The organism is Pseudomonas sp. GW822-FHT05A08 (assembly GCF_058800485.1).
The window spans coordinates 5,199,197-5,218,681 of record NZ_CM179511.1 but is presented as its reverse complement, the minus strand read 5'-3'; the positions used below and the strand labels follow the sequence as shown (position 1 = coordinate 5,218,681).

Sequence of the window (19,485 nt, the reverse complement as noted above, 5' to 3'; positions counted from 1 at the left end):
GAGCAAGGCGGCGATCCCTGTAGGAGCGAGGCTTGCCCGCGATGAGGCCGCGACGGTCAGCACAAGGCTTTCAAACCGCCGGCTGGCTGTGGGGAAACAACAGGTCGACAAAGCGCTCGGCCGTCGGCTGCGGTTCATGGTTGGCCAGGCCGGCGCGCTCGTTGGCCTCGATGAACACGTACTGCGGCTGGTCCGCCGCCGACACCATCAGGTCGAGGCCGACCATCGGGATATCCAGCGCCCGCGCCGCGCGGATCGCTGCGTCTACCAGTTCCGGATGCAGAATCGCGGTGACATCCTCCAGGGTGCCGCCGGTATGCAGGTTGGCGGTGCGCCGCACGAACAGCCGTTCGCCGGCCGCCAGGATGCTGTCGTAGCCGTGCCCGGCGGCGTGCAGGGTGCGCTGGGTTTCGTGGTCCAGGGGGATCTTGCTTTCGCCGCCGGTGGCGGCCTGGCGGCGTCGGCTTTGCGCTTCGATCAGTTGCCTGATGGAGTGCTGGCCGTCGCCGATCACCTCGGCCGGCCGGCGAATGGCGGCGGCGACCACCTCGAAGCCGATCACCAGGACGCGCAGGTCCAGGCCCTCGTGGAAGCTCTCGAGCAACACCCGGCTGTCGAACCGCCGGGCGTTGTCGATCGCCTGTTGCACTTCTTCGATGGTGCGCAGATCCACGGCCACACCTTGGCCTTGTTCCCCGTCGAGTGGCTTGACCACCACCCGTTCATGCTCGTCGAGAAACGCCAGGTTGTCGTCGGCGTTGCCCGCGAGTTGTTGCGCCGGCAGGTTCAGCCCGGCCTGTTTCAGTACCTTGTGAGTCAGGCTCTTGTCCTGGCACAGGCTCATGCTGATGGCGCTGGTCAGGTCGCTGAGGGATTCGCGGCAACGCACCCGGCGACCGCCATGGCAGAGGGTGAACATCCCGGCTTCGGCGTCGTCGACCTGCACGTCGATGCCGCGGCGATGGGCTTCCTCGACGATGATCCGCGCGTAAGGGTTGAACTGCGCCTCGGGCCCGGGGCCGAGGAACAGCGGCTGGTTGATGCCGTTCTTGCGCTTGATGGCGAAGGTCGACAGCGTGCGGAAACCCAGCTTGGCGTACAGGCACTTGGCCTGGCGATTGTCGTGCAGCACCGACAGGTCGAGGTAGCTCAGGCCACGGCTCATGAAGTGTTCGATCAGGTGCCGGACCAGCACTTCGCCGACCCCCGGACGGGTGCAATGCGGGTCCACCGCCAGGCACCACAGGCTGCTGCCGTGCTCCGGATCGTGGAAGGCCTTCTGGTGGTCCAGGCCCATGACGCTGCCGATCACCGCGCCGCTGTCTTCGTCTTCGGCCAGCCAGTACACCGGCCCGCCGGCATGGCGCGGGGTCAGCAGGCTCGGGTCGACCGGCAGCATGTTGCGGGCCAGGTACAGCTGGTTGATGGCCTGCCAGTCCGCCGCGCTCTGCGCCCGGCGGATGCGGAAGCCGCGAAACACCCGGGTGGCCTGGCGGTAGTCGCTGAACCACAGGCGCAGGGTGTCCGACGGGTCGAGGAACAACTGGGTCGGTTCCAGGCCGAGGATCTGCTGGGGTGCGGCGACATACAGGGCGATGTCGCGTTCGCCGGGGTGTTCGTTGAGCAGCTCCTCGGCCAGGCTCGTCGGGTCGGGAAAGGTATGGCCGATCAGCAGCCGGCCCCAGCCGCAATGCACGGCAATCGGGTCGGTGCCGAGGGCGCTGCGGTCTTCGGCGAAACGCGCCTGCAGACGCTCGTAGGAGGGCGCCTGACCGCGCAGCAAGCGTTGGCTGTAAGCCGTGGCATGGGGTTTCATGGTCAGATTCCTTGTTCGCTGAGCCACAGGTTCAGCGCCGCCAGTTGCCACAGCTTGGAGCCGCGCAACGGTGTCAGCTGGCCTTGTGGATCGGTCAGCAGGCGGTCGAGCATCGCCGGGTTGAACAGGCCGCGGTCCTGGCTCGGGTCGAGCAGCAGTTCACGTACCCAGTCCAGGGTGGCGCCCTGCAGGTGCTTGAGGCCGGGCACCGGGAAATAGCCTTTCTTGCGGTCGATCACCGCGCTGGGGATCACCAGTCGCGCGGCCTCCTTGAGTACCTGCTTGCCGCCATCGGGCAGTTTGAATTTGCCCGGTACTCGTGCCGACAGCTCCACCAGCCGGTAGTCGAGGAACGGCGTGCGCGCCTCCAGGCCCCAGGCCATGGTCATGTTATCCACACGCTTGACCGGGTCGTCGACCAGCATCACCGTGCTGTCCAGGCGCAGGGCTTTATCCACAGGTTCGGTGGCGCCGGGCTGGGCGAAATGCTCGCGCACGAAATCGCCGGCGGCGTCGTTGGCGGTCAGCCACTGCGGTTGCACGGTGGCCGCATAGTCGTCGTAGCTGCGGTCGAAGAACGCCTCGCGGTAGGCCGCGTAGGGATCGCTGGCGCCGTCCACCTGCGGGTACCAGTGGTAACCGGCGAACAGTTCGTCGGCGCCCTGGCCGCTCTGCACCACCTTGCAGTGCCTGGCGACTTCCCGCGACAGCAGGTAGAAGGCGATGCAGTCGTGGCTGACCATGGGTTCGCTCATGGCGCGGAAGGCCGCCGGCAGCTGTTCGATGATCTCGCGCTCGTCGATGCGCAACTGATGGTGATCGGTGCCGTAGTGTTGGGCGATCAGGTCCGAATACTGGAACTCGTCGCCGCGTTCGCCGCCGGCATCCTGGAAGCCGATGGAGAAGGTCGACAGGTTATCCACCCCGACTTCCCGCAGCAGGCCGACCAGCAGGCTCGAATCGACGCCGCCGGACAGCAGCACGCCGACATCCACTGCCGCCCGTTGGCGGATCGCCACGGCTTCGCGGGTGCTGTCGAGTACCCGGTCGCGCCAGTCCTCCAGGGTCAGCCCGGTTTCATCGGCGCGCGGGCCGTAGGGCAGGGTCCACCAGGTTCGCTGCTCGGTGCGGCCGTCGGCTTCGATGCGCATCCAGGTGGCCGGCGGCAGTTTCTCGATGCCCGCCAGCAGGGTGCGCGGCGCCGGCACCACGGCATGGAAGTTCAGGTAATGATTGAGCGCCACCGGGTCGAGCAGCGGGTTGATGTCGCCGCCCTTGAGCAGCGCCGGCAAGGCCGAGGCGAAACGCAGGCGCTGGCCGGTGCGCGACAGGTACAGCGGCTTGACGCCTAGGCGGTCGCGGGCGATGAACAGGCGCTTGGCGTCCCGCTCCCAGATGGCGAAGGCGAACATGCCGTTGAGCCGCGGCAGCAGCTCGGCGCCCCAGGCGTGATAGCCCTTGAGCAGCACTTCGGTGTCGCCGCCGGAATAAAAGGCGTAGCCCAGGCTCTCCAGTTCGGCGCGCAGTTCGGGGAAGTTGTAGATCGCGCCGTTGAAGGCCAGGGACAGGCCCAGTTGGTTGTCGATCATCGGCTGGGCCGAGCCGTCCGACAGGTCCATGATTTTCAGGCGTCGATGGCCCAGGGCTATCGGGCCCTGGCTATGGAAACCCCAGGCGTCGGGGCCGCGAGGGGCGAGGTGGTGGGTAATTCGTTCAACCGCTGCCAGGTCGGCGGGTTGATGATCAAAACGTAGTTCTCCAGCTAATCCGCACATAAGTCCTTACCGGTTTTTCCGTTGGGGAGGGGTGAATCGCGACCGGCCAGAAATGGCAGGTACCCGGAAACTGACCCAGGTGATCCCCTGGAGTTTTAGACCGATGGGTTATAAGCGGCGGGGCGCAAGTGCGTTGCGGGCTGGGGCAAAGGCCTTGATCTGCCTGGAGTTTTGCCGTGCGGGCAGGGCCCGTGGGCGTTTGCGGAAGATGGCCAAGCGATGCCAGGGCGGCTGGCATCGCTGCTTTATTTCATGGCTTGCCGCGAATCAACCGACGCAAGGCAAAGCGATTGGGGTGACAGGCTTCGGCCACGCTGCGCGGCAGGGGCAGCGGTTCGTTGTCCAGCCAGGCGGCCAGCAACTCGCCCGACAGCGGCGCGGTGATCAAGCCGCGCGAGCCGTGGCCGCTGTTGATATACAGGCCGTCCAGCCAGGGGCAGGGCAGGTCCGGAACCTGGCGCGCGTCCTTGCCCAGCACCGCGTAGACCTCGGCGAATGCCGCCTGGTCCGCCAGGGGACCGACGATCGGCAGATAGTCCGGGCTGGTGCAACGGAAGGCGGCCCGTCCTTCGAGGGTTTGCGCTTGCAGCCGGTCGGCTTCCAGGCGTTCCACCAGGTCCTGGGAGATCTCTTCGAGCATCAGCAGGTTGCCCGCATGCTCGGCGGCGGTGGGTGTCAGGTCTTGGCTCTTGAAATCGAAACTGGCACCCAGGGTGTGTTCGCCCAGTCGCGCGGGGGCGACATAACCCTCGGCGCACACCACGGTGGCCAGGCTCTGGCTGCGCGCGGTCTGCAGCAGGCGGGTGATCTGCCCGCGGATGCGTTTGAGCGGCAGCTCGGCGCTGGCGGGAAAGCGCTTGATCTCGGCGGCGCCGGCGAGGATCACCACCTCGGCACTGGCCAGCAGCCGCTCGCCGTCCCAGGCCTGCCACTGGCCATCGCCCCGGCGCAGTTCCACTACATCGTGGTGGGGCAGCAGGCGAATCCGCGGGTGCGCGGCTTGCCACTGGCACAGGGCCGGCGGATGCACCCAGCCACCTTCTGGGTAGAACAGCCCACCGTGGGCCAGGCCGACGCCGGCCAGGGCCTGGGCCTGGGGTTGGTCCAACTGATGCAGCAGGTCCGCCGGGAAGGCCGCCGCCAACTGCGCCTGGCGCTCGGCTTCCTTGGCGTTGAAGGCCAGTTGCAGCACGCCGCAGCTGTCCCAGTCGACGCCCCGTTGCAGCTGTTCGAGCAGGCGCCGGGTGTAGCCGAAACCGCTGAGGATCATCTGCGACAGGGCGGTGCCGTGGGCCGAGAGTTTCAGGTACAGCACGCCCTGGGGATTGCCCGAGGCCTCCTGGGCCAGTTGCCCGTGGCGCTCCAGCAGGCTGACCCGCCAGCCCCGCGCGGCGAGGCTGGCGGCGCTGGCGCAACCGGCCAGGCCGGCGCCGATCACCAGGGCGTGTTTGTCCTGGATTTGTTGCGTGGGGCGAGCGAACCAGGGCTTGCTGGCGGCAGGCAGCGGCGTGTCTTCGGGCCAGCCGAGAAACTCGCCGCGCAGCACTTCCCACTTGTGGCCGATGCCCGGGGTGCGCTTCATCTTGAAGCCCGCGGCATTCAGCAGGCGGCGCACCCAGCCGGTGCTGGTGAAGGTGCTGATGCTCGAACCCGGCGCGGCCAGGCGCGCCAGTTCGGCGAACAGCTCGGCGGTCCACATCTCGGGGTTTTTCGCCGGGGCGAAGCCGTCGAGGAACCAGGCGTCGACCTGCCCGTCGAGTTGCGGCAATTGCTCCAGGGCATCGCCGACCAGCAGGGTCAGGGTGACCCGGCCCTCGTCCAGCACCAGGCGCTGAAAGCCCTGGTGCACCGCGACATAGGCGCGCAACAGGCGCTCGGCCAGCGGCCCCAGTTCCGGCCACAGGGCCAGGGCGCGCTGCAGGTCGGCTGGCGTCAGCGGGTACTTTTCCACGCTGACGAAATGCAGGCGTGCGCTGGGGTCAGCCTGTTGTTCGAACAACTGCCAGGCGCAGAGAAAGTTCAGGCCGGTGCCGAAGCCGGTTTCGCCGATGACGAAGCAGCCACTGGGCGGCAACGCGGCAAAACGCTCGCGCAGGCGGTTCTGTTCGAGAAACACATGGCGGGTTTCGTCCAGGCCCGACTCGGTGGAGAAATACACATCGTCGAAGACCCGCGAACGCGGGCGACCCTGGTCGTCCCAGTCGAGCTGGGCGTGGGGCTGGGGAGGGGGCAATTCGGCGCTCATGTTCGGCTCGGTAGCGGCAAGGCGGCCATTCTAGCCGATCGACACACCGGGTAATGATCCACGGCAATAAGCGGTATGTTCGGGGCCGACAAAACCTAGGTCGATCCGCTAGTCTTGCTCCATCTTGCCAGGGAGTCGCTCATGTTCGAATCTGCCGAAATCGGTCACGCCATTGACAAAAAAACTTTTGACGCCGAAGTCCCGGCCCTGCGCGAAGCCCTGCTGGAGGCCCAGTTCGAGCTGAAGCAGAAAGCCCGTTTTCCGGTGATCGTGCTGATCAACGGCATCGAAGGCGCCGGCAAGGGCGAGACGGTGAAACTGCTCAACGAGTGGATGGACCCACGCCTGATCGAGGTCCGTACCTTCGACCAGCAGACCGACGAAGAACTGGCGAGGCCACCGGCCTGGCGCTACTGGCGGATGCTCCCGGCCAAGGGCCGCATGGGGGTGTTTTTCGGCAACTGGTACAGCCAGATGCTCCAGGGGCGGGTGCACGAACTGTTCAAGGACGGCCGTTTCGACCAGGCCATCGCCGGCGCCGAGCGCCTGGAAAAGATGCTCTGCGACGAAGGCGCGCTGATCTTCAAGTTCTGGTTCCACCTGTCCAAGAAACAGATGAAGGCCCGCCTCAAGTCCTTGCAGGACGACCCGCTGCACAGCTGGCGCATCAGCCCGCTGGACTGGCAGCAGTCGGAGACCTACGACAAGTTCGTCAAATACGGCGAGCGGGTGTTACGCCGCACCAGCCGCGACTACGCGCCCTGGCATGTGATCGAAGGCGTGGATCCGCATTACCGCAGCCTGGCGGTGGGCAAGATTCTCCTCGAGGGCCTGCAGAGCGCGCTCAACCGGCCGACGCTCGAAGTCGAGTCCCATGTGGCGCCGCTGGGCGAGGCCGTCGACAAGTTGACCCTGCTCGACAGCCTGGACATGAGCCAGCAACTGGACAAGGACGACTACGAGGAGCAACTGATTACCGAGCAGGCGCGCCTGGCCGGCCTGCTGCGCGACAAGCGCATGCGCAAGCACGCGTTGGTGGCGGTTTTCGAGGGCAATGACGCGGCCGGCAAGGGCGGGGCGATTCGCCGGGTAGCGGCGGCGCTGGACCCGCGCCAGTACAGCATCGTGCCGATTGCCGCGCCGACCGAGGACGAGCGGGCCCAGCCGTATCTGTGGCGCTTCTGGCGGCATATTCCGGCGCGGGGCAAGTTCACCGTGTTCGACCGTTCCTGGTACGGCCGGGTGCTGGTGGAACGGGTCGAGGGCTTTTGCAGCCCGGCGGACTGGTTGCGCGCCTATGGCGAGATCAACGACTTCGAGGAGCAGCTCGAGGACGCCGGGGTGATCGTGGTCAAGTTCTGGCTGGCGATCGACAAGCAGACCCAGCTGGAGCGTTTCCAGGCCCGTGAAGAGATTCCGTTCAAGCGTTTCAAGATCACCGAGGACGACTGGCGCAACCGCGACAAATGGGATGCCTACCGCGCCGCCGTCGGCGACATGGTCGACCGCACCAGCACCGAGGTCGCGGCCTGGACCCTGGTGGAGGCCAACGACAAGCGCTGGGCCCGGGTCAAGGTATTGCGCACCCTCAACCGCGCACTGGAAGAGGCATTCGACAAGTCCGAGAAAAAGGACAGGAAAGGCAAGAAGGACAAGAAATAACCGCCGCGGGTTGTGAGCGGGTCACTGGATAAACCCAGCACCGCGATGGTTTTGCATACGCCGGATGAATGATCGTCGCGGCCGGGCAAGGGCTGGATCTATGCTCGAGCCACTCACAACCGACAACAACAATGAGGTATGCCATGCGTGAAGTGGTGATCGTCGATAGCGTGCGGACCGGCCTGGCCAAGTCCTTTCGCGGCAAGTTCAACCAGACCCGTCCGGACGACATGGCCGCCCATTGCGTCAATGCGCTGCTGAGCCGCAACGGTATCGACCCGGCCAGCGTCGAGGACTGCATCGTCGGCGCCGGTTCCAACGAAGGCGCCCAGGGCTACAACATCGGGCGCAACGTCGCGGTGCTGTCGCACCTGGGCACCGGTACCGCGGGCATGACCCTCAACCGTTTCTGTTCGTCCGGCCTGCAGGCGATCGCCATCGCGGCCAACCAGATCGCGTCCGGTTGCAGTGACATCATTGTCGCCGGCGGGGTCGAGTCAATCAGCCTGACGATGAAAAGCGTCAACACCGACAACCTGATCAACCCGCTGCTCAAGGAGCAGGTGCCGGGCATCTATTTCCCCATGGGCCAGACCGCCGAGGTGGTCGCCCGGCGTTATAACGTGAGCCGCGAGGAGCAGGACCTGTATGCCCTGCAAAGCCAGCAGCGCACCGCGGCGGCCCAGGCGGCCGGGCTGTTCGACGACGAGATCGTGGCGATGGCGGTGAAGTACAAGGTCGAGGACAAGAACAGCGGCCAGGTGCAGATTCTCGATGGCGTGGTCGATCGCGACGACTGCAACCGCCCGGACACTACCCTGGAAAGCCTGGCCGGTTTGAAACCGGTGTTCGCCGAAGACGGTTCGGTGACCGCCGGCAACTCCTCGCAATTGTCCGATGGCGCGTCCATGACCCTGGTCATGAGCCTGGAGCGGGCCCAGGCGCTGGGGCTCAAGCCCAAGGCGTTCTTCCGCGGCTTCACCGTGGCCGGTTGCGAGCCGGACGAAATGGGCATCGGCCCGGTGTTCTCGGTGCCCAAGCTGCTCAAGGCCAAGGGCCTGCAAGTTGACGACATCGACCTCTGGGAGTTGAACGAGGCCTTCGCCTCGCAATGCCTGTACAGCCGCAACCGGCTGCAGATCGACAACGCCAGGTACAACGTCAACGGCGGCTCGATCTCCATCGGCCACCCGTTCGGCATGACCGGTTCGCGCCAGGTCGGGCACCTGGTGCGGGAACTGCAACGGCGCAACCTGCGCTACGGTATCGTCACCATGTGCGTCGGCGGCGGCATGGGCGCGACCGGGTTGTTCGAAGCGGTGCGCTAAGCCGTCAGACGGGGTGGAACCTATCGCGGGCAAGCCTCGCTCCTACAGAACGGTGGTGCTTCTGTAGGAGCGAGGCTTGCCCGCGATGCTTTTTGCGACCTGCACCATCCTGTTTACGTTCCCCCTCCAACTGTCTCTGTGTAAGTCACGGTCCCGAGCCTAGAATGCGGGCTCTCTCCATCAGGCTTTTGGGGGTCGCATGCATATCTCGTCCGGTCGCTGGGTCTACGGCTTGTTCCTCGCACTGCTGACGGCGCTGCTGTGGGGCATCCTGCCGATCAAGCTCAAGCAAGTGTTGCTGGTGATGGACCCGGTGACCGTGACCTGGTTTCGCCTGTTGGTGTCCGGTGGTTTCCTGCTGATCTACCTGGCGGCGGTCAAGCGTTTGCCGAGCTGGCGCGTGCTCGGGCCGCGCGGCGGCTGGCTGGTACTGATGGCGGTTTGCGGGCTGGTGGGCAACTACGTGCTGTACCTGATGGGGCTGAACCTGCTGAGCCCCGGCACCGCGCAACTGGTGGTGCAGATGGGGCCGATCCTGCTGCTGATCGCCAGCCTGTTTGTGTTCAAGGAGCGTTTCAGCCTGGGGCAGGGGATTGGCCTGGCGGTGCTGCTGATCGGTTTCGGGCTGTTTTTCAATCAGCGCCTGACCGAGCTGCTGACGTCCTTGAGCACCTACACCGCCGGTGTGCTGACGGTGCTCGCCGCCTCGGCGGTCTGGACCTTCTACGCCCTGGGCCAGAAGCAGTTGCTGACGGTGTGGAATTCCTTGCAGGTGATGATGGTGATCTACCTGTTCTGCGCGCTGTTGCTCACCCCGTGGGCCCATCCTCTCGAAGCGCTTGAATTGAGCCCGCTGCAAGGCTGGCTGTTGCTGGCCTGCTGCCTGAATACCCTGATCGCCTACGGTGCGTTTGCCGAAGCGCTGGCCCATTGGGAAGCGTCGCGGGTCAGCGCCACGCTGGCGATCACGCCCTTGGTGACCTTCGCCGCAGTGGCGGTGGCGGCCTGGTTGTGGCCCGAATATGTGCATGCCGAACAGATCAACGGCCTGGGCTATGGCGGGGCGGTGCTGGTGGTGCTGGGGTCGGCCTTGACGGCCCTGGGGCCTTCGCTGATGGCCGGGCTCAAGGCGCGGCGGGTGCGCATGGAAATGCCGTAGAGTTAGGGCGCGTTATCGTCGATCGCGGGCAAGCCTCGCTCCTACGGAAGCAGGAGCGAGGCTGATTTGCAGTTGGCGATCAGCCCTGCTTGCCAGCCTCCAACATGTTTTCCGGACGCACCCAGGCATCGAACTCTTCGTCCGTCAGGTAACCCAGTTCCAGGGCCGCTTCACGCAAGGTGCGGTTCTCGGCATAGGCCTTCTTGGCGATCTCGGCGGACTTGTCGTAGCCGATATGGGTGTTGAGCGCGGTGACCAGCATCAGCCCGCGTTCCAGGTGGTCGGCCATCTGCACCGGGTCGGGCTCCAGGCCGGCGATGCAGTGCTGCTGGAAGTTGCTGCAGCCGTCGGCGAGCAGGCGCACCGATTGCAGCAGGTTGTGGATGATCACCGGCTTGAACACGTTCAGTTGCAGGTGGCCCTGGCTGGCGGCGAAGCCGATGGCCACGTCGTTGCCCATCACCTGGCACGCCAGCATCGACAGGGCTTCGCACTGGGTCGGGTTGACCTTGCCCGGCATGATCGAGCTGCCCGGTTCGTTGGCCGGCAGCCTGACCTCGGCCAGCCCGGCCCGTGGTCCGGAGCCCAGCAGGCGCAGGTCGTTGGCGATTTTCATCAGGCATACCGCCAGGGTCTTCAGGGCGCCGGAGAGGGTGGTCAGGGGTTCGTGGCCGGCGAGGGCGGCGAACTTGTTCGGCGCGGTGACAAACGGCAGGCCGGACAAGGCCGCCAGCTCGGCGGCGATCGCCTCGCCGAAACCATGGGGCGAGTTCAGCCCGGTGCCGACGGCGGTACCGCCCTGGGCCAGCTCGCAGACCGCTGGCAGGGCCGCGCGAATGGCGCGCTCGGCGTAGTCCAGTTGCGCGATGAAGGCCGACAGCTCCTGGCCGAAAGTGATTGGGGTGGCATCCATCATGTGGGTGCGCCCGGTTTTCACCAGCTTCATGTGCCGTGCCGCGAGTTCGGCCAGGCCGCCGGACAGTTCGGCGATCGAGGGCAACAGATGCTGCTGCACCGCCTGGGCCGCGGCAATGTGCATTGCCGTGGGGAAGCAGTCGTTGGAGCTTTGCGAGCGATTCACATGGTCGTTGGGGTGCACCGGGGTCTTGCCGCCGCGCGGGTTGCCGGCCAGTTCGTTGGCGCGACCGGCGATCACCTCGTTGACGTTCATGTTGCTCTGGGTGCCGCTGCCGGTCTGCCAGACCACCAGTGGGAACTGGTCGTCATGCTGGCCGTCCAGCACCTCGTCGGCGGCTTGTTCGATCAGGCGGGCAATGTCGGCCGGCAGATCGCCGTTGCGGTCGTTGACCCGGGCCGCGGCCTTCTTGATCAACGCCAGGGCATGCAGGACCGACAGCGGCATACGCTCGTTGCCGATGGCGAAGTTGATCAGCGAGCGCTGGGTCTGGGCGCCCCAATAGGCGTCGTCCGGGACTTCAACCTGGCCAAGGCTGTCGGTTTCGATTCGACTCATCGTGCTCACTCCTGTAGGTCTGATTGCGCAGTTTAGGCCGTGATCCACAGCCTGGGTTCCATAAAGCGCCTTTTGTGTCATTTGGTCGAGCAAATGCAGGCACCACAAGGCTTGGGGTTGAGCGACAGAGTTTTTTAGGCGCAGAATGGTCGCCCTTGGGGTTATACCTCGCCTGCTAGAAAAGGAAACTCGATGACTCGTCTTCGTGCCATCTGTACCGCGGTTGTTCTGGTTTGTGCCAGCGGCCAGGTGCTTGCCGATACCGCCAGCCACAACGCCAGTGCCGAAGCTTTCCTGACCCTGGCGCACGCTGACAAGCTGGGCACTCCGGTGTACATGCAAGTGCAGCAAATGTTCGCCCAGCGTTTTGAACAGACCAAAGCCCCAGAGTCGAAAAAAGCCGTGCTGGAAACCTACCAGGCCAAGGCCAACGCCGCCCTGGACCAGGCCATCGGCTGGAACAAGCTGAAGCCGGACATGGTCAAGCTCTACACCAGCAACTTCAGCGAATCCGAGCTCAAGGACCTGGTGGCGTTCTACCAGTCACCGCTGGGCAAGAAAGTCCTGGAAAAAATGCCGCAGCTGACCCAGCAATCGGCCCAGATGACCCAGGCCAAGCTGGAAAGCGCGGTACCGGTAGTCAACAAGCTGCTGGCCGACATGACCGCCGAACTCGAGCCTAAGGCCGCACCGGCGAAGAAGAAGTAAGCGGAGCCAGGAATGACCATGCAACAACGTATCGAATCGGCACTGGGCGCATTGCAGCCAGAGCATTTGCAGGTGCTGGATGAAAGCCACATGCACAGCCGCGGCCTGGAGACCCATTTCAAGGCCGTGCTGGTCAGCGAGCAGTTTGCCGGGCTCAACAGCGTCAAGCGTCACCAGAAGGTCTACGCGACCCTGGGCGAGCTGATGGGCCAGTTTCATGCGTTGGCGCTGCATACCTACACGCCAGAGGAATGGGCGAAGATCGGCGTGGCCCCGGCCTCGCCGACCTGCGCTGGCGGCAGCAAGCATTAACCACAGGTTTTTTGCTAGAATCCGCAACGCGCCGCTCAGTCGGCGCGTTTTTTTTGCATCCGGTTCACCCTTTGCGAGGGTAGCCACCTGGAGAATTACCCATGACACAACAGATTGTCGTGGCGGCACTGTATAAGTTCGTCACCCTCGAAGATTACGTTGCCCTGCGCGAACCGCTGCTCAAGGCGATGCTCGACAACGGCATCAAGGGCACCCTGCTGATCGCCGAAGAAGGCATCAACGGCACCGTTTCCGGTAGCCGCGAAGGCATCGACGGGCTGCTGGCCTGGCTCAAGAACGACCCGCGCATGGTCGACATCGATCACAAGGAATCGTACTGCGACGAGCAGCCGTTCTACCGCACCAAGGTCAAGCTCAAGAAAGAGATCGTGACCCTGGGCGTACCCGGCGTCGACCCGAACAAGAAGGTCGGCACCTATGTCGAACCGCAGGACTGGAACGCGCTGATCAGCGACCCGCAAGTGCTGCTGATCGACACCCGCAACGACTATGAAGTCTCGATCGGCACCTTCGAAGGCGCCATCGACCCGAAGACCACCAGTTTTCGCGAATTCCCCGACTACATCAAAGCCAACTTCGACCCGAGCAAGCACAAGAAAGTCGCGATGTTCTGCACCGGCGGCATTCGTTGCGAGAAAGCTTCGAGCTACATGCTCAGCGAAGGCTTCGGCGAGGTCTTCCACCTCAAGGGCGGTATCCTCAAGTACCTCGAAGAGGTGCCGCAGCAAGAGAGTAAATGGCAGGGCGACTGTTTCGTCTTCGATAATCGGGTGACCGTGCGTCACGACCTCAGCGAAGGCGACTACGATCAATGTCATGCCTGCCGCACGCCGGTAAGCGTCGAGGATCGCGCCAGCGAGCACTATGTGCCGGGTATCAGTTGCCCGCACTGCTGGGACACGCTGAGCGAGAAAACCCGCCGCAGCGCCATCGACCGGCAGAAGCAGATTGAACTGGCCAAGGCTCGCAACATGCCGCACCCGATCGGTTACAACTACAAGCAATCTTCTTCCGAGGCCTGAGCCATGTCTGCCCGCCTGCTCTATGTGATGGACCCGATGTGTTCGTGGTGCTGGGGCTTCGCTCCAGTGGCCGAGGCCCTGGTCGAGCAGGCGCGGGCCGCGGGCGTCGAGTTGCATCTGGTGGTGGGCGGCCTGCGGACCGGCAGTGGCTCGGCCCTGGAGCCGACCACCCGCCGCTATATCCTCGAACACTGGCAGGCGGTCACCGAGGCCACCGGCCAGCCGTTCAAGTTCGAGGGCGCCTTGCCCGACGGTTTTGTCTATGACACCGAGCCTGCGTGCCGCGCCATCGTCACGGCGCGCAGCCTGGCGCCGGATTGCGCCTGGAAACTCTTGCGCCTGATCCAGCGGGCTTTTTACGTCGAAGGCCGGGATGTCACTCGCGCCAGCGTTCTGGTGGAACTGGCCGAGGAAGCGGGCGTGCCGCGCATCGAGTTCGCCGAGGCGTTCGATCGCGCCGAGCAGCATGCCGCGACCGCCGCCGATTTCACCTGGGTCCAGGACCTGGGGATTGCCGGCTTCCCGACGATGCTGGCCGAGCGCAATGGCCAGCTGGCCTTGTTGACCAATGGCTACCAGCCCCTGAGTGAGCTGTCTCCACTGCTCGGCCGCTGGCTGGAGCGTGCCGCCTGTGCGTGATCCACAAGCGCCGGAACCCGTCGATCGCCTGAGCTGGGCGCAAGTCCGCCGGCTGGCACTGCAGCATAAAAAAGCCCTGTGGATCGCCAATGGCGTGGCCGTCCTGGCGACGCTGTGCAGCGTGCCTATCCCGTTGCTGCTGCCGCTGTTGGTGGACGAAGTACTGCTGGGGCATGGCGATGCTGCGCTGAAGGTGATGAACCACGCCTTGCCCGCGGGCTGGCAGAGCGCCGCCGGCTACATCGGCCTGATGTTGTTGATCACCCTGATGCTGCGTTGCTCGGCGCTGCTGTTCAACGTGCTGCAGGCGCGGTTGTTTGCCGGGTTGGCCAAGGACATTGTCTATCGCATCCGCCTGCGGTTGATCGAGCGCCTCAAGCGCATTTCCCTGGGCGAGTATGAAAGCCTGGGCAGCGGTACGGTGACGACTCACCTGGTCACCGACCTCGACACCCTCGACAAGTTTGTCGGCGAAACCCTCAGCCGTTTTCTGGTGGCCATGCTCACGCTGGTGGGCACCGCGGGCATCCTGATGTGGATGCATTGGCAGCTGGCGCTGCTGATCCTGTTGTTCAATCCCTTGGTGATCTACGCCACGGTGCAGTTGGGCAAGCGGGTCAAACACCTGAAAAAGCTCGAGAACGACAGCACCTCGCGTTTCACCCAGGCCCTGACCGAAACCCTGGATGCGATCCAGGAAGTCCGCGCCGGCAATCGCCAGGGCTTTTTCCTCGGCCGTCTCGGCCGGCGTGCCCAGGATGTGCGGGACTACGCGGTGGCCTCGCAATGGAAGAGCGACGCCTCCAATCGTGCCAGTGGGCTGCTGTTCCAGTTCGGTATCGATATCTTTCGTGCGGCAGCCATGCTCACCGTGCTGTTTTCCGATCTGTCCATCGGCCAGATGCTGGCCGTATTCAGCTACCTGTGGTTCATGATCGGCCCGGTGGAACAACTGCTGAACCTGCAGTACGCCTACTATGCCGCCGGTGGCGCGTTGTCGCGCATCAATGAGCTGCTGTCGCGGGCCGACGAGCCGCAGTATGCCGGTGGTGTCGACCCGTTCCAGGGGCGCGAGACCGTGGGTATCGAAGTCAGCGGCCTGAGTTTCGGCTACGGCGACGAGCTGGTGCTGGACCAAATGAACCTGTCGATCGAGCCGGGGGAGAAGGTGGCGATCGTCGGCGCTAGCGGCGGCGGCAAAAGTACCCTGGTGCAGCTGTTGCTGGGGCTCTACACACCGCAGGCGGGCATCATTCGTTTTGGCGGCAAGACCCAGCAGGAAATCGGCCTGGAAACCCTGCGGGAAAACGTGGCGGTGGTGTTGCAGCATCCGGCGCTGTTCAACGACAGCATCCGCGCCAACCTGACCATGGGCCGCGAGCGCAGTGACGAAGCCTGTTGGCGGGCATTGGAAATTGCCCAGTTGGACTCGACGGTCCGCGCCCTGGCCAACGGCCTGGACAGTGTGGTCGGCCGTTCCGGCGTGCGTCTGTCTGGCGGCCAGCGCCAGCGCCTGGCCATCGCGCGGATGGTCCTGGCCGAACCCAAGGTGGTGATCCTCGACGAAGCCACCTCCGCGCTGGACGCCGCCACCGAGTACAACCTGCACCAGGCGCTGACGCGTTTCCTCCACGGCCGGACCACGCTGATCATTGCCCACCGCCTGTCCGCGGTAAAACAGGCGGATCGGGTTCTGGTGTTCGATGGCGGACAGATTGCCGAAGATGGCGACCATCAGCAGCTAATTGCCGATGGCGGCCTTTACGCCAAGCTTTACGGGCATTTGCAGCAAGTCCAGCGACCTTGAGTTTTATCCGGTTTTCTGTGCTTAGTGCTTGAATTCTCTGGTGGAAATGACCCTCCTGGGGCGCGGCCCTGTCGTGTCTCGACTGGCAGCGTGCTCGAACGTCACGGCCTGTGCGCTCGAAGCGGCGGAAATTAGCCTAGTCTGTGCTGTCAGGAGCGGTATTTCCTCGGGTGTTCATCTGGCAGTGCTTATGCAAGGGACCTCATGAAGCAAAAGCGGACTCTCGGAACGCCACGGTTATTGGGCATCGTCTGGCCATTTATTGCGGTGGTGTTGTTTCAAGCGCTGTTGGGTGGCCTCAGCTTATATGTCCTTTCGGCGGTACGTGGTTACGTTGCCGGGGAGAGCCTTTGGTCCAAGGGCCAGAAGGACGCCATCTACTACCTCAATCTCTACGCCGACAGCCGCGACGAATCGATCTTTCTGAAGTACCAGAATGCTATTGCCGTGCCTCAGGGCGGGCATGAGCTGCGGGTCGCGCTGGATCAGCAACCGCCCGACCTGAATGCCGCGCGGGCGGGGATTCTCAAGGGTGGCAACCACCCTGACGACAGCGACAGCGTGATCTGGCTGTACCTGAACTTCCGCCATTTCAGCTACCTGGAAAAAGCCATCGACCTGTGGACCGTGGGCGACAGTTATCTGGTGCAGCTCGACAGCGTGGCCCATGAAATGCACCGCAGCATTACCAGCAACCAGGCCTCCGAAGCCGATATCCAGCGCTGGAAGAACCAGATTTTCGCCATCAACGATGGCGTGACGCCCGCTGCCAAGGCCTTTAGCGATGCTTTAGGCGAGGGCTCGCGGGTCATCCTGCGGCTGTTGCTGATCACCAACCTGGCCACCGCGCTGGGGCTGATTGTCCTGGCCTTGCTGCGCACCCATAAGCTGCTGGCCCAGCGTCATGAATTTGCCAGCGCCCTGCAGTTGGAAAAGGAACGGGCGCAGATCACCCTGCAATCCATTGGCGACGGCGTCATCACCACCGACGTGGACGGCGCCATCGCCTACATGAACCCGGCCGCCGAGGAAATGACCCACTGGAAGGCCGAGCAGGCCATGGGGCTGCCGCTGGCGGCCTTGTTCAATCTGCTCGATGAAAATGCCCAGACCGATGGCTTCACCCTGATCGAACACATCCTCAGCGGCCAGCTCAGTGGCGGCAGTGAGCACTCGAAGCTGATCCAGCGCCTGGATGGCAGCACGGTGTCGGTGACCCTGGTCGGCGCGCCTATCCAGAACGCCGGCAAGGTCAGCGGTACGGTGCTGGTGCTGCACGACATGACCCAGGAGCGCCAGTACATCGCCAATCTGTCCTGGCAGGCGACCCACGACGCCTTGACTGGCCTGGCGAACCGTCGCGAGTTCGAATACCGCCTGGAGCAGGCATTGCACAGCTTGAGCCGGCAACCGGGGCGGCACGCCCTGATGTTCCTCGACCTGGACCAGTTCAAGCTGGTCAACGATACCTGCGGCCATGCGGCAGGGGACGAGTTGCTCCGGCATATCTGCGCCTTGCTCCAGTCGGGCCTGCGCGAGGGCGATACCCTGGCGCGCCTGGGGGGCGATGAGTTCGGCATCCTGCTGGAGAACTGCTCGCCGGAAGCGGCGGAAAAGATCGCCGAAGGCCTGCGCCAGACGGTGCAGAACCTGCATTTTGTCTGGAAGGGCCGGCCCTTCGTCACCACGGTCAGCATTGGCCTGGTGCATGTGGCGCAAACCCCGACCACCCTCGAAGCATCACTGCGGGCAGCGGACATGGCGTGCTACATGGCCAAGGAGAAAGGGCGCAACCGGGTCCAGGTCTATCACGCGGACGACTCGGAGCTGTCCCTGCGGTTCGGTGAAATGGCCTGGGTACAGCGTCTGCATATGGCCCTGGAGGAAAACCGCTTCTGTCTTTATGCCCAGGAAATAGCCGCTCTGGGTCATGTGGACCGGCTCGGCGGGCATATCGAGATTCTGCTGCGCCTGCACGACGAGGCCGGGCGGATGATCCTGCCCGACAGCTTCATTCCGGCCGCCGAGCGTTACGGCCTGATGACCTCCCTTGACCGTTGGGTGGTGGAGAATGTGTTCAAGATCATCGCCGAATGCATCCGCGAGGAGCGCGAAGGGCCCTTGGCGATGTGTGCGATCAATCTGTCGGGCGCGACCATCGGTGACGAGGCTTTCCTGGACTTCCTGCGCGAGCAGTTCATCGTCCACGGTGTGCCACCGGACCTGATTTGTTTTGAAATCACCGAGACCAGCGCTATCTCCAATCTCGGCAGTGCGATTCGATTTATCAACGAGCTCAAGGGCTTGGGCTGTCACTTTTCGTTGGATGACTTTTGTGCGGGAATGTCGTCATTCGCTTATCTCAAACATTTGCCTGTAGACTTCCTCAAGATCGATGGAAGTTTCGTAAAAGATATGCTGGACGACCCGATCAATCGCGCGATGGTCGAGGTGATCAACCATATCGGTCATGTGATGGGCAAACGCACGATTGCCGAGTTTGTCGAAACACCGCAGATTGAGCAGGCATTGTTGGAGATTGGCGTGGATTACGCTCAGGGCTACCTGATCGAGCGCCCGCAACTCTTCACCTGCGACAGTCTGCAGTGCCGGCCTTCGCGACCACAGCCTCTGTTGTTCAAGGCTCCTGGCACGTTCCGTTGAATCTCTCGCTGATCCGTACCATCACCATCAAAAGGAGCCCCGACAGTGATCGACGCATTCAACAGAACCGGTCCGCTCATGGACGCTGCAAGCTATCCGGCCTGGGCCCAGCAGCTGATCCAGGATTGCAGCGAGAGCAAGCGCCGCGTGGTCGACCACGAACTGTACCAGCGCATGCGCGACAACAAGCTCAGCAACAAGACCATGCGCCAGTACCTGATCGGCGGCTGGCCGGTTGTCGAGCAGTTCGCCCTGTACATGGCGCAGAACCTGACCAAGACCCGCTTCGCCCGTCACCCCGGTGAGGACATGGCGCGGCGCTGGCTGATGCGCAATATCCGGGTCGAGCTCAATCATGCCGATTACTGGGTGAACTGGAGCCGCGCCCATGGCGTGAGCCTGGAAGATCTGCAGGCGCAACAGGTTCCACCGGAGCTGCACGCTTTGAGTCATTGGTGCTGGCATACCAGCTCCGCCGACTCATTGATCGTGGCGATCGCTGCGACCAACTACGCAATCGAGGGCGCCACGGGTGAGTGGTCGGCGCTGGTCTGCTCCTCCGGCGTGTATGCGGCGGCCTTTCCCGAAGAAGAGCGCAAGCGGGCGATGAAGTGGCTGAAAATGCATGCCCAGTACGACGATGCGCATCCTTGGGAGGCGCTGGAAATCATCTGTACCCTGGCCGGCATGAAGCCGAGCAAAGCCTTGCAGGGCGAGCTGCGCCAGGCGATCTGCAAGAGTTATGACTACATGTACCTGTTCCTGGAGCGTTGTATGCAACAGGAAAAGACCCCGGCGGCCCGTGAGCGGATGGCGCTGGTCGAAGGTTGAATGGCGGCCTCCGATGGAGGCG

General features: G+C 63.9%; 14 protein-coding genes. 10 read left to right on the top strand and 4 right to left on the bottom strand.

The features are described 5' to 3' along the window. Positions 1-70 precede the first annotated feature (70 nt). The 3 genes from ngg to mnmC form a co-directional block, all read right to left on the bottom strand. Complete coding sequence (ngg, locus tag AC3RCP_RS23240; protein ID WP_492571824.1) at positions 71-1,816, bottom strand: N-acetylglutaminylglutamine synthetase; 1,746 nt, start codon at positions 1,814-1,816, stop codon at positions 71-73. A 2-nt stretch (positions 1,817-1,818) separates the two neighbouring features. Beyond that, a complete protein-coding gene (locus tag AC3RCP_RS23235; protein ID WP_492571823.1) occupies positions 1,819-3,591 on the bottom strand; it encodes an N-acetylglutaminylglutamine amidotransferase in 1,773 nt (590 codons plus the stop codon). A 250-nt stretch (positions 3,592-3,841) separates the two neighbouring features. Continuing rightward, complete coding sequence (mnmC, locus tag AC3RCP_RS23230) at positions 3,842-5,824, bottom strand: bifunctional tRNA (5-methylaminomethyl-2-thiouridine)(34)-methyltransferase MnmC2/FAD-dependent 5-carboxymethylaminomethyl-2-thiouridine(34) oxidoreductase MnmC1 (RefSeq protein WP_492571848.1); 1,983 nt, start codon at positions 5,822-5,824, stop codon at positions 3,842-3,844. A 153-nt stretch (positions 5,825-5,977) separates the two neighbouring features. Here mnmC and pap point away from each other — a divergent pair, with 153 nt between their 5' ends. The 3 genes from pap (at position 5,978) to AC3RCP_RS23215 (ending at position 9,985) form a co-directional block, all read left to right on the top strand. Next, complete coding sequence (pap, locus tag AC3RCP_RS23225; RefSeq protein WP_007932235.1) at positions 5,978-7,498, top strand: polyphosphate:AMP phosphotransferase; 1,521 nt, start codon at positions 5,978-5,980, stop codon at positions 7,496-7,498. Between the two features lie 143 nt (positions 7,499-7,641). After that, complete coding sequence (locus AC3RCP_RS23220) at positions 7,642-8,826, top strand: thiolase family protein (protein WP_492571822.1); 1,185 nt, start codon at positions 7,642-7,644, stop codon at positions 8,824-8,826. Between the two features lie 199 nt (positions 8,827-9,025). After that, positions 9,026-9,985, top strand: a complete 960-nt coding sequence (locus tag AC3RCP_RS23215; protein ID WP_101338749.1) for a DMT family transporter — start codon at positions 9,026-9,028, stop codon at positions 9,983-9,985. A 79-nt stretch (positions 9,986-10,064) separates the two neighbouring features. On the opposite strand, the gene AC3RCP_RS23210 is transcribed toward AC3RCP_RS23215, so the two are convergent. Then, positions 10,065-11,459 (bottom strand): class II fumarate hydratase, encoded by a 1,395-nt coding sequence (locus tag AC3RCP_RS23210; protein ID WP_007932231.1) that lies wholly within the window; start codon positions 11,457-11,459, stop codon positions 10,065-10,067. 192 nt (positions 11,460-11,651) lie between these two features. Between AC3RCP_RS23210 and AC3RCP_RS23205 the strand changes: the two genes are divergently transcribed. The 7 genes from AC3RCP_RS23205 to AC3RCP_RS23175 all read left to right on the top strand — a co-directional run bounded on the left by AC3RCP_RS23205 (position 11,652) and on the right by AC3RCP_RS23175 (position 19,463). Then, positions 11,652-12,167: a DUF2059 domain-containing protein gene (locus tag AC3RCP_RS23205; protein WP_007932229.1), complete on the top strand. Its 516-nt coding sequence runs from the start codon at positions 11,652-11,654 to the stop codon at positions 12,165-12,167. Between the two features lie 12 nt (positions 12,168-12,179). Further along, a complete protein-coding gene (locus AC3RCP_RS23200) occupies positions 12,180-12,479 on the top strand; it encodes a BolA family protein (RefSeq protein ID WP_007932228.1) in 300 nt (99 codons plus the stop codon). Between the two features lie 101 nt (positions 12,480-12,580). Further along, positions 12,581-13,522 (top strand): oxygen-dependent tRNA uridine(34) hydroxylase TrhO, encoded by a 942-nt coding sequence (trhO, locus tag AC3RCP_RS23195; RefSeq protein WP_007932227.1) that lies wholly within the window; start codon positions 12,581-12,583, stop codon positions 13,520-13,522. 36 nt (positions 13,523-13,558) lie between these two features. Then, complete coding sequence (locus tag AC3RCP_RS23190; protein ID WP_172963034.1) at positions 13,559-14,161, top strand: DsbA family protein; 603 nt, start codon at positions 13,559-13,561, stop codon at positions 14,159-14,161. Then, the gene (locus tag AC3RCP_RS23185) at positions 14,154-15,968 is read left to right on the top strand and encodes an ABC transporter ATP-binding protein (RefSeq protein WP_101338747.1); all 1,815 of its coding nucleotides are present in this window, start codon (positions 14,154-14,156) and stop codon (positions 15,966-15,968) included. The genes AC3RCP_RS23190 and AC3RCP_RS23185 overlap by 8 nt, the downstream gene beginning before the upstream one ends. A gap of 204 nt (positions 15,969-16,172) precedes the next feature. Beyond that, complete coding sequence (locus tag AC3RCP_RS23180; RefSeq protein ID WP_007932218.1) at positions 16,173-18,632, top strand: EAL domain-containing protein; 2,460 nt, start codon at positions 16,173-16,175, stop codon at positions 18,630-18,632. A 78-nt stretch (positions 18,633-18,710) separates the two neighbouring features. Then, a complete protein-coding gene (locus AC3RCP_RS23175) occupies positions 18,711-19,463 on the top strand; it encodes an iron-containing redox enzyme family protein (RefSeq protein ID WP_219734992.1) in 753 nt (250 codons plus the stop codon). Positions 19,464-19,485 lie beyond the last annotated feature (22 nt).